This is a genomic window from Acidianus manzaensis, from assembly GCF_002116695.1.
Classification (GTDB): Archaea; Thermoproteota; Thermoprotei_A; order Sulfolobales; family Sulfolobaceae; genus Acidianus; species Acidianus manzaensis.
The window spans coordinates 1,916,054-1,929,692 of sequence record NZ_CP020477.1 but is presented as its reverse complement, the minus strand read 5'-3'; the positions used below and the strand labels follow the sequence as shown (position 1 = coordinate 1,929,692).

The window sequence follows — 13,639 nt, the reverse complement described above, 5'->3', positions numbered from 1 at the left end:
AAATTTTATTTTTATGCCTTTAAATTTGATTCCAAGTATTCTTCTACTTTTTTCATTTTTCTCTTTGCAGCGGCTAGGAATAATTTTAATGTTAGTCTTACTGGATAATATAATGGTCCTTTCATATAGTATTTATTAATTATATCTTCAGCCCAATAAACGTCATGCCAGAACACTTTCTTATATAATTCTATATGTGCATCACTTAATTTTACTCTAGTGAACCAATCTCTATTCTTAAAGAATCCCATAGGAACGAAGAACATTGGAACTAGAATACTTCTATAGGATCTTAAATTGTCTACTAGTTCAATAGTCCTATATACGTCTTCTTCTTTTTCTTCAGGTAAACCTATAATCATTGTACCTGCTGGTATAATATTGTGTTCATGCATTATTTTGAATGCTTCTTCAACGGTTTCTGGATAACTATCTGGCTTGTATGGTGCTGATTTAGCTGGCATTATTTCTTTTGCTAATCTTACTGATCCTGTTTCTATTCCTACTTCTACTCCTAAGTATTTTTGTTCTTCGTTTTCATATATTATCTCTGATAGCTTAGAAATTAAACCATATTTTTCTTCTGAATATCTTATTGCTGCTAGGCTAGCATGACTCCATGCTATAGTTCTATAATATTTTTTCACTAATTGATGTAATTTAATTAAAGGTTCTGGTCTAGGTAAAATTCCTACAGCACCATAAAAGAGCACGTCATCACTATGTATTACTCCATCTTTTATTCCTGCTTTAACATTTACTTGTAGCTCTCTTTCTATTTTCTCTAAAGGATAATATCTTGTTGGCCTTAAAGTGACAGAACAGAATCTGCATGATCTTGCACATCCTCTCATAACTTCTATTAAACCGTTTACACTTCCACCTTTTATGTCTGGAATGTCTTCTAATGATGGGACATCGTCTCCGCTAACATAGGTATATTTAGGTAATGGTTCTCCATCTAAAATCATTTGAGCTAATTTTACTATTACTTTCTCTCCTTCCCCGTCAACTAACGCGTCAACGCCTAATTTTTCTATCATATCTTCTCTCCATAACCATTGCCACGTTGATGGTCCTCCTACTAGTATTTTCATTCCATTCTTTTTACCTTCAGCTATCTCTGGTTTATTTATTAATTCTTGAAAACTTTTGTAATTTATAGGCTCTTTCTTTGTTATACCCCACCACGTTGAAGATGGTGGTCCAAAAGCGAAATAATCGTGATGAGAAAATAATAATGCTTTTGCGTTTTTAGTATATCTTCCTATATAGTCTGGATCTATTATTGCTGCGTTAAATCCTTCATCTATTAGTTTTGCTTCTATTTTTCTCATTCCATAAGGAGCTTCTACTGGTCTTCCATATTCATCAGTTTTCATTTTTGGACAAGCTAACCATTTCCAGGCTTTTTCTGGAATTCCAACAGCTGGTCCAGTTCCTAAGAAACCCAAGAACTCTTTATGATGGTGGTTTGTCATCAAACAACGATCTGTAGTTATTATAAAGTCAAAATCCATTTAATCACCTAAACGTAAAATCTAGCTTTTCTTAATATTTTCTTTAAATCATCTGGTATATTGTTTTTATCTATCGTTTTTGCGTCATCTGTTTTAGGTGACCATTCCTTATCATTAATTGGATAAGTTTTAATTTCAGAAATAGAATAAATTTTTTCTCCTTTTTCATTTTTTAGCTCTTCAATAAGAATTTGCTTTTTCTCTAGATCTAGAATATACTTATTAGTTGTCTCCGAGATCTTCATACTTAATACAATGTATCTAAATCAGTTATAACTTTTACTCTGTTAAAGAAATATTTAAAGTATCATAACTTAAGTATTTTGTTTCTTAAAGAAAGAAATTAACTAAATATTATATTATAGATCAATAATAAGGTATTTTTAAATATTGCTATATAGAAATCTATTTATCTTAACTTAATATTATGTGTATATGCTAGTCTCTCCTATATTAAAAATAAAAATGAAATAATTTATTAATCTTCATCATTTTCTTCTGAGCCTTCGAACTCATCTCTTAATAATTCCAATCCTATTTCTTTATAATATTCTTCTCTTTCTTGTTCTAACTCGTCTTCGTCTCTTTTTCTTCCTTCTTTTTCACTCACTATTGATGTCGTAAGTACTTTATTATTTTTTGAAGCTTCTTTAATTTCATATGCTTTTTTGTCTTTGTTATCCATTTCTTTTTCATATCCGCACTTTTTGCATTTTAGTATCTCTTTTCCATCCTTCTTTACTGGAATCATTAAGCCTCCACATTTAGGACAGAATTGCATACTAATGCACCAATAAATAATATACGGCGATAACATTATATATAAGGCTTTTGCATGTATTTGTTATATTTTAATTCTTGGATCTTCCTTGACTACGTTTAATACTATGCTTGTATAAGTTCTTTCAATTTTAGGATTTTTTAGCAATTGTTTTAAGAACGCATCTAAGTCTTCAACGTTTTTAAATTTAGATATTATTACTACATCATATTCTCCTACTACATCGTAAACTGCTACTACATTGTCTGAACTAGCTATTTCTCTTTCGAATTCTGTTAAATGTTTACCATCTACTTTTGCCATTATTACAGCAGACAGAGAATATCCTAACTTAGTGTAATCTACTAATGCTGTAAAACCTCTAACTATTCCTTCTTGAACTAGACGGGTTAGTCTATTATGTAAAGTAGCTGGAGATACATTCATCTCTTCTGATAATCTCCTTAAACTAGTTCTTGCATCTCTTAATAATTCTATAAGTAATTTTCTATCTACTGTATCCATATCTACGTTTCTTTTATTGTTTGTAGACATATATTTCGTTAATTCTATCATAGTTCTAGTTAAAAAATTTTCATTTAAACTAGATATCCTCATACAAACTTTGGTTTCAGTTTTAAAACACTAATAGTTTAAATAGGCTAGAATTTAGATAACCTTAATTTGAGTTAACCCTTCTAATATTAATTGGACTCCAAATGCAGCAATTATTATTGCAGTAAATCTTCCAGCTGCTACAGTACCTGTTCTTCCTAGAATTTTAACTAATAATGGACCTATTCTTAATACTATATAAGTTATTAGGGCTGCTATTAAACTACCTATAACTAAATATAGAACTCCATATGTAACAGATAAAGTAACTAAGGCTGCCATTGTACCTGGTCCAACTATTAAAGGTGTAGCTATTGGAGTTACTGCTGCTTCTACAAGATTTCTTCCTAAAAATCTTAATTGCTGAAATCCACCCATTGTATCAATTCCTAGGTATATAAGAATTATACCGCCACCTATTTCTAATGATGCTGGAGATAATCCTAAAAAATCTAAAAATGCTTTTCCTATTAATGAAAAAAATACTAAAAGAATTAGAATAGCTATTTCTACTTTATTTATTAGATAAGTCCAAGAAATTTTTGTCTCTGATGATTGTGACGCTTCTTCATATAAAGCTAGTAAATATGGTATTATAGAAAAAGGATCCATTATTGCGAATAATTTTATTGCTATTACAAAGGTTTGAGATAATTCCATAATTATTCTAATAGGTTTAAAACTTCTTTGAGATTTTTAAGTTTTTCATTATCATCTTTAGTAGATAGAGCTATTAATAGTTTAGAAATAATTTTATATATGTTGGATATTTCTTTTTTGCAGTCATCGTTCTCTTTTTCTAGTTTTTCCACCTTAGTTTGCAAATTTTGTACTGTTAGATAAACTTCTCCTAATACTTGTTCTAAATTATTTGATTCATGTTCGTGCTGATGCTCGTCGTGATGTTCTGATTCTACTTCTCTTTGTATTTCTTCAAGATCTTCATCTGTTTTAGGAATCTTGTCTATTCTCAGTTTCATCTTCTCCCTCCAAGTCAACATTACCTACGGTTGTATCATTTGTTATCATCATTTTTCCTATACCCATTTTTAAATAATGTTTTATTACTATTGAAATTTTTCCTGCTGCTCTTATTGGGATGCACTCAGATTCTACTTCATCTCCATCAGTAGTTTTAACTACCACCTTAGCTAGTGTTTTCTTTTCATCACAATACTCAACATTTACCGATTCTACTTTTCCTAAAAACACAAGTCCTTCTAGGTCTCTTCCCTTCATTACGGCCCTCATTTTTTCACTGAAATACCTAATATGTTTTCAAGTTTTAATCCCTTTTTATTCAAATATGAGTACAAGCCTTTCCTTATTCTTGGTATATAATTGAAACCTTTATCTATTAGTACAGTTCCTAATCCTACTAGTTTAGCACCTACACTTATCATACTTAGCACATCTCTATAAGAAAATACTCCTCCCACTCCAATTATATCTGTATTATATTCAGCATATATATCTCTAATTATCCTTAACGCTAATGGAAATATGCATTTACCTGATATTCCACCCGTTCCATAACTTAAGACTGGTTTGAATTCTTCAGTATCAATGTATAATCCTTTTAAGGTATTAATTAGCGTTAGCCCATCAGCGCCTGCTTCTAAAGCTTTTCCTGCAATTTCTAGTATATTTTCCCATGGACCTAGTTTTACGAAAACGGGTTTATTGACAGATGATTTTACGTTTTTTACTATTTCATGAGCAATATTAGCTAAACTTTCTCCATATCCTTTTCTATTTGGACTGCTAACGTTTATTTCTATCAGATCTGCTTTCTTTTGAGCTATTTCTGCGGATTTTACTATTTCATTTATATTATTTCCGCCAATACTTATGAATAATTTGCAATTAACTTTAATATCATTTACAGTTTTTATACCTGGATTTCCTAATCCAATAGCATTCATATAGCATTTATCGGCGAATTTAATTACTGTTGGAGGATTATGTGGTTCAATAGGATTTAGAGTAAATGTTTTTGTAGTTAATGCCGATGGTTTGTATTTTTCACATATTTTCTGCATAAATCCTGGAATATCTGGAATTATTCCTGATGCTATAATTAAAGGATCTTCAAAATTCAGATTTGCTACTTTCAATCGCATTCACTCCTCTTATTGGATAAACTTCATTTCCATCATATGCTATCTTTCCTTCCACTATAGTGGAGTAGATTGATATATCTAAAGGATAATAGTCTAACGGCGTTTCGACTACTTTAGTATATTCAGTATGGTATTTCCAGTTCTTGCTAAAGTCTACTATGGTAAAATTGGCTACATTGCCTTCTTTTATTTCTCCGTATTTGGTTAAACCTATAATTTTAGCTGGATTTTCAGCTAGCAGTTCTACGGCTCTATTATAACTTATAATACCTTTTTTTGCTAGGCTATATATGAATGGTGTAGTAAAAGATATACCAGCTATGCCTGGAGAACATAATTCGTATGGCAAAGATTTTTCTTTGTTACTATGAGGTGCATGATCACTTACAACTGTATCAGCTTCAAATAACGCATTTAACAATTTTCTTCTTTCTGTAAAGTCTCTTATTGGTGGATTTACTTTGCTTAAGCAATCTTTTTCTCCATTTACTATTAAATGGTGTGGAGTAAAGTCAGTTGTAAATCCTAGAGATTTTGCTAATCTTATAGTTTCTATGTTCGTTGCATGAGTAATATGAAAATGTCCTTTTACTAAATATAAGGAAGCTAATTCTTGCCATAATGATCTTAAGTTTCTAAACTGATTTGTAGATAATGGTAATTCTGGGTGTAATATTTTTAATTTTATTGAATTAAATACAAACTGTAATTCTTCTTTTTTATCTAGATCTTCTGGAAATACTTTATATCCTGCTATAGGTAAATTTTCTACTGTTTTGTCTGTAGTTACTCCAGAATAGAGTCCATAATCGCATCTTGAATAATTTTCAAATTCTCTAAACTTTTCTAATATAGTTTTTGAATTGTTTAATACTGGTTTGGTGTTTGGCATATCAAATATTGTAGTTATTCCTCCATATACTGCTTCTGACGTTGCTGAAGTTACTGTTTCTTTGTAAGATAATTCTAAACCTCGAGTATGTACATGAATATCTATTGATCCTGGAAAAATTACAGTATAATCAGGAAACATTATGTCAGGTCTACAGTCTTTTCTTATATCTTTTATTTTTCTATCAAAATTTATGCAACCTTCAGTTATTTCCTTATTATAATATATTTTTCCTTTAATCCACAAGTTCTTTCACCTTAATAAAAGGGCCTTCGATACAAGGAAGTATCTTATTGTTTATATTACAAACTCCGCATACACCTAAGCTACAATTCATTTTTACCCATCTGACATAAACGTAAGCATTTTTTGGGAGATTACTTATTTCTTCTTTTGGAACAGAAGATATTATAGTGTCCCAATCTCCCGTTATTTCATTCACTTTTTCAAACTCTGTGTTGCAGTCTTCACAAAATACGCTTATTTTTTTACCTTGCCTAGAAGCGTATCTAAGAGGATAAATTAGATCGTAATATAGTTTGCCTTTTCCTATGCCTAAAATTTTATCGCCTAATTTTATCGGTTTTCCTAAAGGTCCTTTTACAAGGATTTCATTTTTTTCTTTTAATAGTTTAATTATTTTTTCTGACTCTATATATAGAGAAAGAATATTATTGTGATAGTCACCTACACCTAATGGGATTTCAGAAATAGAAGGAAAAATAATAGAAATGAAATGGCCAGGTAATAAATTCATTCTTATATCTAATTTTACTTCAAATATTTCGCTATTAATTTTTGAAATTGATAAAAGTTTTGCATATTTCATGATAATATTTGCCTCAGTACATCTTCTTCTGTTATGTATGTTTCACAGTAATCGCATTTTAGTATTAACGGAGATTTGCTTTCTTTAATAAACCTGGATTTAGCTTCTATATCGTTATTTGTTATGCAACTTGGATTTGGGCATTTTAGTAATCCTTCTACTTTTTCTGGAATGTCTAATTTTCTTTTTTCTATTACTTCATAATCTTTAACAATATTTATTGTTGCTGTTGGAGCTATTAGGGTAATTAATTGTGCTTCTTTCTCAGTGATTGATCTTCCATCAATTTTTACTATATCTTTTCTTTGCATTTTTTTGCTTTCGACGTTCATTACTAATGCTACTCTATTTCCTTCATTTCCTTTTATGCCTAAAACTTTGAGCACAGCAAGTGCTCTTCCTGCAGGAATATGATCTATTACTGTTCCATTCTTTAGTTTACTTACAATAAGTCCGTTTTTCATTATTGCTCACCTAATACTGAATATAATAATGCCATTCTAATAGGAACAGCCAAAGATGCTTGATAGAAATATTTAGCTTGAGGTGTTGAATCTATTTTTCTATCTATTTCATTAACTCTTGGTAAGGGATGTAGTATTATAGATTCTTTTTTCATTTTATTTACTAGATTTTCATCTATTTTGTAACTCTCCTTAACTTTTTCATATTCCATTTCATCTGCAAATCTTTCTTTTTGTATTCTTGTGATATATAGCACATCTAAGTCTGAAATAATATCGTAAGGATTATTTAACTCTTTTATTTCATAATTCAAATCCTTTAAAATTTCCTTTCTAGCAGATAATGTAGGAGGAGATATAAGATATACAATTTTAGGTTTAAATCTCGTTAATCCTCTTAAGAGACTATTTACTGTTCTTGCATATCTTAAATCTCCTAAAATTCCAAATGTTAGATTATCTATTTCTCCAAAAGTCTTGTATACAGTATATAGGTCAATTAATGTTTGAGTTGGATGTTCATGCTTTCCATCTCCTGCATTTATTATTGGTTTATCAGAAATTTCTGATGCGAATTTAGCTGCTCCATCAAATTTATGCCTAATTATGATACAATCTGAGTAGTTTTCAAGCATTCTAATGGTATCTGCTAAATTTTCTCCCTTAGCTACTGAAGTACCTTCTGTAGAAGAGAAACCTATAATTTTGGCTCCTAATTTTTCTCCTGCAGTTGTAAAGCTTAATGCTGTTCTAGTACTTGGTTCGAAAAATGCTACTGATATTATTTTATCTTTAACTTCTATTTTTTTACCTTTTAATATTTCGTCAGAAAGGTGAAAAAGGGATAAGAAATCTTCTCTAGATAAGTCAAGAGCCGAAATAATATCTCTCAATAACGCCCTTGATGTTTATTAGCGAAAACTGTATTTAAACTCTTTTCTCAATATACATCGTCATGAATATAGGAGAAGTATTGTTGAATAGAAAATTGCTATTAATAGGCAATTTTATTTTAACATCAGGAAAAAATAGTCCATATTATTTAGATTTAAGAAGATTTCCTAACTATCCTGAATTTAACGAAATTGTTAATTTAGCTACTCAAAGGATAAGGGATATAAAAACTGACATGATAATAGGAATCGCAACAGGAGGAATACCTTTAGCATCTTTTATTGCATGTAAACTCAATAAGCCAATGGGATATGTGAGATCAGAAAAGAAAGGATATGGAACTGATAAGCTTTTAGAAGCAGATGTCAAAGATAAAGATATTTTAATTGTTGATGATGTAGCAACTACTGGAGGTTCTATTGAAAGAGCAGTGGAGGAAGTCAGAAAGAACGGAGGAATAGTAAATAATGCTTTTGTCATAATAGATAGAAAAGAAGGAGCTAAAGAAAAATTAGAAAAAATAGGCGTAAAATTAAATTATATTTATTCTATAGACGACGTGCTAAAAGAGATTGTAGATAAGCTAGGAGAAAACGAGAAAAAGCTGATTCAAGATTATCTGGTGAAAAATGTTGAATAAAATAATTTTTGCTATTGATGAAGTTCTAGATAAATCAATTCTTGATAATCTATTTGAATATATTTATGGTATAAAAATTGGTTATCCTTTACTCCTTAAAATAGGAGTTAATGAAACCATAAATTTAGTTCATAATTTTATAAAAAATGATAAGGAAATTATTATGGATTTAAAATTAGCAGATATAGATAATACAATGAAAAGCATAGTTTCTCAATTAGAATTTGCAGATTCGTATATTGCTCACTCTTTTATTGGAATAGAAGGCGCTTTAGACGAATTAAAGAAATATATTGATGAAAAAAATAAAAAATTATATCTATTGGCGTCGATGAGTCATAAAGGCTGGAACGATAATTTTTATCCTTATATAAAAAATGTAATAAGTAAAATAGATCCTTATGGTATAGTAGCTCCTGCTACTAAATTGCAAATTCTTAAAACAATTAGAAAAGATTTTCCTAAAAAGATTATAATTTCTCCAGGTATAGGAGCACAAGGTGGAGAATTTGGTGACGCACTGTGTTACGGAGCAGATTATGAAATCATCGGAAGGAGTATATATACTTCTAAAGATCCAATAGGGAAAATAAAAGAAATAGTAAAGCTTCAGGAGGAAAAAATAAATGTCTGCAAAGGATCAAATCCTTAGTAATAATGATATAAGTCTTAAGATTTCAAAACTGTACGAGCTTTTGACAACTGCAGAAGATGTGCATGAAATAACTGGAAATCCTCCTACTACAGATTTGAATTATGTTTACGGAAATGAAAAAAATGAAGATCTAGATGACTACGAATTATACAAAGTTGGACAGGGTAAGTTCCCATATTTTGTAATTTATGATCTTATTAAAGACGAGTATGTAAAATTTCTTCGTTACGTTATGCTACCTTATTCTCAAAAAACTATGGAAACTCAAATAGAATATATAAACTTTATTCTAGAAAATGGTAATTTTGCAATATTTCAAGGGGATGTAGATAAAGTCTCTATGCCTATGCCCAAGGGAATAGCATCATCACATACTCATCCTGGTATTTGCGTATTTTCTCATGTTGATATTAGTACTGCAGATGATCTATTTACTAAGGGTTATGTGGTAATAGCAGTAATGAATCCTAAGTGTATTTCATTATTTTACAGAAAAGGGGTATATACTGAAGACGATCAACAAGAATTGAAAAAACTTTACAAGAAAGTTAAAGATTCTAAAACTGTAGAAGACCTAAGAAAAGCTTATAACAGTTTTAATGCAGAGAATATAATCTTTACATCTTTTCTAATTTCTTAGCCATAATATTTATAGTGTTTTCTGCTATATCTACTGAATATCTACCAATCCTTCTAAAAGAGTCAGCAATTAAAAGTAACGATGTATTGTAGTCTGATGACTTTGATAAAATTTGTTTTGATATATTTTTGTGTAGCTCTCCTATCTCTTGATCCTTCTGTATGATTTTGTTTGCCATTTCGCGGTTCTCTTTCATGAAAGCCTCAATGGATTCTTTAAACGCTTGTAACGAGACTATTCCTAATTCTACTGGTTTGCTAGTATCTGCATTCTTAAGATCTTTTACTAGACTGGCAATTCTACTTGCGTGATCTGAAATTCTTTCTATAGATTTTATCACAGCATGAATATCTACTAATTGAGTTATATTGTAACCTTCTTCTTCTAAAATTTCAAAAGAAGAAACACTTAGCGTTAATTGTCTAGCTACATAGAAGTAGAATCTATCTACCTCATCGTCTCTTTCAATTATTTCTTCAGCTACTTCTGTATCCTTCGTCTTTAATGCATCTATACTATCTTTAACCATATTTTGTGATATAGAAGCAGCTCTAGAAATTGCCTTAGAAATAGGTAAATCTTTTTCATTTACTAAAAACTGGACTGTTATATTATTTGCATCTTCTTCTACTACTTCTGCACCTAATAGCCTTTTTCTGATTGAATCTTTAATTATCGTTCTATCTTCAGCTTTCATTTTATTGCAAATAAATGATACTGTAGTATAACCAGCCATATAGTAAGCTATAAATTCTCTAATTGCAAAGCTTGGGATCGCATTTTCGCATGTAATTATTGCTTTATTTTGTTTTGTTTCTAATTCTTTTCCTCTTGGCGTTATTATTAATTTTAGATTATTATCTTGCAAAATTTCTACTTCATCGCCTGGTTTTAATGATAATTGTTTAACCCAATTTTTTGGCAACGAAATTATATATGTTGATCCACCTGTCAGCTGGATCCTTCTAGAGATTGACGCTGGCATATATAGTGTATATATATTTAAGTATTTATATCTATAGATTCCTTTTTCTTCTCTTTTACCATATTTTCTGCTTCTTGAAGTATTTTCTTAGCATCTTCTTTTGCCTGGATGCGTATATTTTGTGGAATTGATATCGCGGAATAGAATTCATTATAGATGTTGTCTATTACGAGTGACATTTCTGGGTTGATTACTTGTGCCGTTTTCTTTAGTTCTTTTAGTGCTTCTATTACTGATGGTGCATTATTAACTATATAGCCTATATAGATTATAGTCTCTATTTTTATTTCAAGCATTTCTAGAAGTATATCTAATTGATCTAGAAAATCTGAAATTTTCTGTAACTGTTCTGCTTCTTTTATATATTCTCTAGCTATTATGTTGTATCTAGTTACATTACTTGCAGAAAGTTCTTCAAATTTAGCTACTTTGCTTTGTATTCTGGACTTCCATAGTCTTATTTTGTTTCTGCTTATTCTAACATCAGTAAGAATTTCAGCAAGATCTACTTTACTTTTCACGAGTATTTTATTGTGCTGAAAGATTTAAGACAGTTTGCCCTCTTTTTCCAGTTCTATAAGAACATCTCTATACATTTTATAAAACGAAGTTAACTTATATTCTGCTCCATATTTTTCATTACTCTTAATTATTATTCCATTTTTAGTTAGTATATCCAGATGATGTATGGCTGTTTTATAATCTATATTCAATTTAGTAGAAATTTGATTAGCATTCAGAGGTGATTCCTCTAGGAGTTTAACTATTTTGAGCCTTGTTAAACCTCCCCTAGAGGTAAAAAACATAAATTTGAAGAGCTTTCTGACATTCTTTCTCTCTTTATCATTCACAAAAAAAGACCAGAGTTTTACTTAATATATTTCCCCATTAGCTAATCTTTGAATAGCCTCTGAGATTATTTCGGTCAAAGTAGGATGAGAGAATAATGTATTGTATATTTTATCAATTGTTACATCATTTTCCATAGCTAGAGATAAAGTATTAATTATTTCAGTTGCTCCTTCACCTATCATATGAGCTCCTGCTATCTTGTTATTACTTATTACTAACTTGAGAAAACCTTCGGTTTCATTTACTGTCCATGCTCTAGGTATATCTTTCATTTGTACGATAATTTCATGAGCATTTAGATCTTCTTTCTTAGCATCTTCTAGTGTTTTTCCTATACTTCCTATTTCTAAATCAGCAAATATAGAAATTGGAGAATATTTAGGCATTTTCGAATCCTTATTCCCTATATTATCTCCTGCAACTATTCCTTGCTTCCACGCTTTTGTTGCTGATAATGGAACTCCTGCAACATCTCCTGCAGAATAAACTTTTGGATTTGTAGTCCTAGCTCTTTCGTCAACTTTTATATATCCTCTTTTATCAGTCTCTACTTTGATTGCTTGTAAGTTTAATCCATCAGTACTTGCTTTTCTACCAATAGTTATAACTGCTAAATCTGTAGTTATTTCTTCACTTTGATTAGGTAAGTTTACACTAAAGTTTACTTTATCTTCTGTTTTGGTAATTTTTGATTTAGCATTAAGGAAAATTTGAATTCCTTGTTCTTCTAACCTTTTCTTAGTTTCTGATGCCAAATCTTTATCGAAGCCCGGTAATAACTGTGGCATTAGCTCTAGAATTTTTACTTCTTTATTCATTGCTCTAAACAATGTCGCAAGCTCAACTCCTGCTACTCCACCACCTACTATTACTATATTATTAGGAACCTCAGGAAGATTCATTGCAGTCCATGGATCAACTACGTTTTTAAAATTCAGAGGAAAATCAGCTAAAGATATTGGTACTGATCCTGTGGATATAACTAGATTATCGTAAGTATATGTTTGATTTCCTACCAATAATTCTCCATTATCGTTTATTTTTCCTGTACCATTAATTACTTTTACAGAATATTTTTCAAGATTTTTTGTCATTATATCTCTAATATTATATATTATACTGTTTTTGTATTCATTTAACTTATCATATTTCAAAGATATAGTTCCAGATAACCATGGAGATTTTTTTACCTTGTTTATTATTTTTACTGCATCTATCAAAGTTTTTGACGGTATGCATGCTCTGTTTATGCACTCCCCTCCAATCTGATCTTTTTCTATTATTGCTACTTTTTTACCTAGTTCAGCAGCTCTTAGAGCAGCTGAGTATCCTCCTACTCCTCCTCCGAGTACTATTACATCAAAGTCCATGCTGATTATTTTCTCTAGCGAGTATATAGGTTTTGAGCTTTTTAATTACTTCAAGAAGATCTTTATCATTGATTAAATTTTCACAATTTATAGCTATATATTCCAATTCAGTATATACATTGTATTTTTTATGTATATCTTCAAGTGAAAGAGATAAATCAAGGTAATCGTTTACAAAATTTTTATTGCACTTATATGCAATAGCTAATAATCCTAGATCTACTATTCTTTTTCTTTTTCCGTCGTTTAGGAGTACTCTAGTTCCTATATCTACGTAAATATCTTCAAACTGTATATTTTCTTTTATTTCTATTTCGTCTTCTTCTTTTAATTTGTATAATTCCAGAAACTCTGAAAGCTTCATAGAAATACTTTATATTTTCTAAGAAATTATTAGCTT

20 protein-coding genes are annotated in these 13,639 nt (G+C 30.0%); 3 read left to right on the top strand and 17 right to left on the bottom strand.

The genetic code is table 11. The annotated features are described in order from the left end of the window. Positions 1 to 11: 11 nt before the first annotated feature. From B6F84_RS09805 to pyrB, 12 genes are all read right to left on the bottom strand, one after another. Positions 12 to 1,520: a B12-binding domain-containing radical SAM protein gene (locus tag B6F84_RS09805; RefSeq protein ID WP_236748941.1), complete on the bottom strand. Its 1,509-nt coding sequence runs from the start codon at positions 1,518 to 1,520 to the stop codon at positions 12 to 14. Between the two features lie 8 nt (positions 1,521 to 1,528). After that, positions 1,529 to 1,765 (bottom strand): hypothetical protein, encoded by a 237-nt coding sequence (locus B6F84_RS09800; protein WP_148692072.1) that lies wholly within the window; start codon positions 1,763 to 1,765, stop codon positions 1,529 to 1,531. Between the two features lie 233 nt (positions 1,766 to 1,998). After that, complete coding sequence (locus tag B6F84_RS09795; RefSeq protein WP_148692071.1) at positions 1,999 to 2,301, bottom strand: RPA12/RPB9/RPC11 RNA polymerase family protein; 303 nt, start codon at positions 2,299 to 2,301, stop codon at positions 1,999 to 2,001. Between the two features lie 63 nt (positions 2,302 to 2,364). Continuing rightward, positions 2,365 to 2,835 carry an Lrp/AsnC family transcriptional regulator gene (locus B6F84_RS09790; protein WP_148692891.1) on the bottom strand — a complete coding sequence of 157 codons (471 nt, stop codon included), beginning with the start codon at positions 2,833 to 2,835 and terminating at the stop codon, positions 2,365 to 2,367. 114 nt (positions 2,836 to 2,949) lie between these two features. Continuing rightward, positions 2,950 to 3,558, bottom strand: coding sequence for a MarC family protein (locus tag B6F84_RS09785; RefSeq protein WP_420807175.1), 609 nt, complete (start codon positions 3,556 to 3,558; stop codon positions 2,950 to 2,952). Continuing rightward, positions 3,558 to 3,875: a hypothetical protein gene (locus tag B6F84_RS09780; protein ID WP_148692069.1), complete on the bottom strand. Its 318-nt coding sequence runs from the start codon at positions 3,873 to 3,875 to the stop codon at positions 3,558 to 3,560. The genes B6F84_RS09785 and B6F84_RS09780 overlap by 1 nt, the downstream gene beginning before the upstream one ends. Then, complete coding sequence (locus tag B6F84_RS09775) at positions 3,847 to 4,146, bottom strand: hypothetical protein (protein WP_148692068.1); 300 nt, start codon at positions 4,144 to 4,146, stop codon at positions 3,847 to 3,849. The genes B6F84_RS09780 and B6F84_RS09775 overlap by 29 nt, the downstream gene beginning before the upstream one ends. Next, on the bottom strand, positions 4,143 to 5,018 hold the full coding sequence (gene pyrD / locus B6F84_RS09770; RefSeq protein ID WP_148692067.1) for a dihydroorotate dehydrogenase PyrD: 876 nt from the start codon (positions 5,016 to 5,018) through the stop codon (positions 4,143 to 4,145). Before pyrD ends, B6F84_RS09775 begins: the two co-directional genes overlap by 4 nt. After that, complete coding sequence (gene pyrC / locus B6F84_RS09765) at positions 4,987 to 6,156, bottom strand: dihydroorotase (protein WP_148692066.1); 1,170 nt, start codon at positions 6,154 to 6,156, stop codon at positions 4,987 to 4,989. The genes pyrD and pyrC overlap by 32 nt, the downstream gene beginning before the upstream one ends. Further along, complete coding sequence (locus B6F84_RS09760) at positions 6,146 to 6,739, bottom strand: ferredoxin reductase domain-containing protein (RefSeq protein ID WP_148692065.1); 594 nt, start codon at positions 6,737 to 6,739, stop codon at positions 6,146 to 6,148. The genes pyrC and B6F84_RS09760 overlap by 11 nt, the downstream gene beginning before the upstream one ends. Then, positions 6,736 to 7,203, bottom strand: a complete 468-nt coding sequence (pyrI, locus tag B6F84_RS09755) for an aspartate carbamoyltransferase regulatory subunit (RefSeq protein ID WP_148692064.1) — start codon at positions 7,201 to 7,203, stop codon at positions 6,736 to 6,738. The genes B6F84_RS09760 and pyrI overlap by 4 nt, the downstream gene beginning before the upstream one ends. Then, the gene (gene pyrB / locus B6F84_RS09750) at positions 7,203 to 8,096 is read right to left on the bottom strand and encodes an aspartate carbamoyltransferase (protein ID WP_148692063.1); all 894 of its coding nucleotides are present in this window, start codon (positions 8,094 to 8,096) and stop codon (positions 7,203 to 7,205) included. The genes pyrI and pyrB overlap by 1 nt, the downstream gene beginning before the upstream one ends. Positions 8,097 to 8,158: 62 nt before the next feature. Between pyrB and pyrE the strand changes: the two genes are divergently transcribed. From pyrE to B6F84_RS09735, 3 genes are read left to right on the top strand one after another with little or no spacing between them, the layout of a single operon-like run. Continuing rightward, positions 8,159 to 8,737, top strand: a complete 579-nt coding sequence (gene pyrE / locus B6F84_RS09745; protein ID WP_148692062.1) for an orotate phosphoribosyltransferase — start codon at positions 8,159 to 8,161, stop codon at positions 8,735 to 8,737. Then, positions 8,730 to 9,389 (top strand): orotidine-5'-phosphate decarboxylase, encoded by a 660-nt coding sequence (pyrF, locus tag B6F84_RS09740; protein ID WP_420807157.1) that lies wholly within the window; start codon positions 8,730 to 8,732, stop codon positions 9,387 to 9,389. Before pyrE ends, pyrF begins: the two co-directional genes overlap by 8 nt. After that, positions 9,364 to 10,032, top strand: a complete 669-nt coding sequence (locus B6F84_RS09735; RefSeq protein ID WP_148692060.1) for a hypothetical protein — start codon at positions 9,364 to 9,366, stop codon at positions 10,030 to 10,032. Before pyrF ends, B6F84_RS09735 begins: the two co-directional genes overlap by 26 nt. Here B6F84_RS09735 and B6F84_RS09730 read toward each other — a convergent pair. Genes B6F84_RS09730 through B6F84_RS09710 form a run of 5 tightly spaced genes read right to left on the bottom strand, consistent with a single transcriptional unit; the run spans position 10,010 to position 13,603 of the window. Further along, positions 10,010 to 11,017: a phosphate uptake regulator PhoU gene (locus B6F84_RS09730; RefSeq protein WP_148692059.1), complete on the bottom strand. Its 1,008-nt coding sequence runs from the start codon at positions 11,015 to 11,017 to the stop codon at positions 10,010 to 10,012. The genes B6F84_RS09735 and B6F84_RS09730 overlap by 23 nt on opposite strands. A 17-nt stretch (positions 11,018 to 11,034) precedes the next feature. Further along, positions 11,035 to 11,538, bottom strand: a complete 504-nt coding sequence (cdvB3, locus tag B6F84_RS09725; RefSeq protein ID WP_148692058.1) for a cell division protein CdvB3 — start codon at positions 11,536 to 11,538, stop codon at positions 11,035 to 11,037. A 24-nt stretch (positions 11,539 to 11,562) separates the two neighbouring features. After that, positions 11,563 to 11,868 carry a winged helix-turn-helix domain-containing protein gene (locus B6F84_RS09720; protein ID WP_148692057.1) on the bottom strand — a complete coding sequence of 102 codons (306 nt, stop codon included), beginning with the start codon at positions 11,866 to 11,868 and terminating at the stop codon, positions 11,563 to 11,565. Between the two features lie 21 nt (positions 11,869 to 11,889). Continuing rightward, on the bottom strand, positions 11,890 to 13,239 hold the full coding sequence (locus B6F84_RS09715) for a dihydrolipoyl dehydrogenase family protein (protein ID WP_148692056.1): 1,350 nt from the start codon (positions 13,237 to 13,239) through the stop codon (positions 11,890 to 11,892). After that, entirely contained in the window at positions 13,229 to 13,603 is a 375-nt protein-coding gene (locus B6F84_RS09710; RefSeq protein ID WP_148692055.1) for a hypothetical protein, read from the bottom strand. The genes B6F84_RS09715 and B6F84_RS09710 overlap by 11 nt, the downstream gene beginning before the upstream one ends. Positions 13,604 to 13,639: the final 36 nt, after the last annotated feature.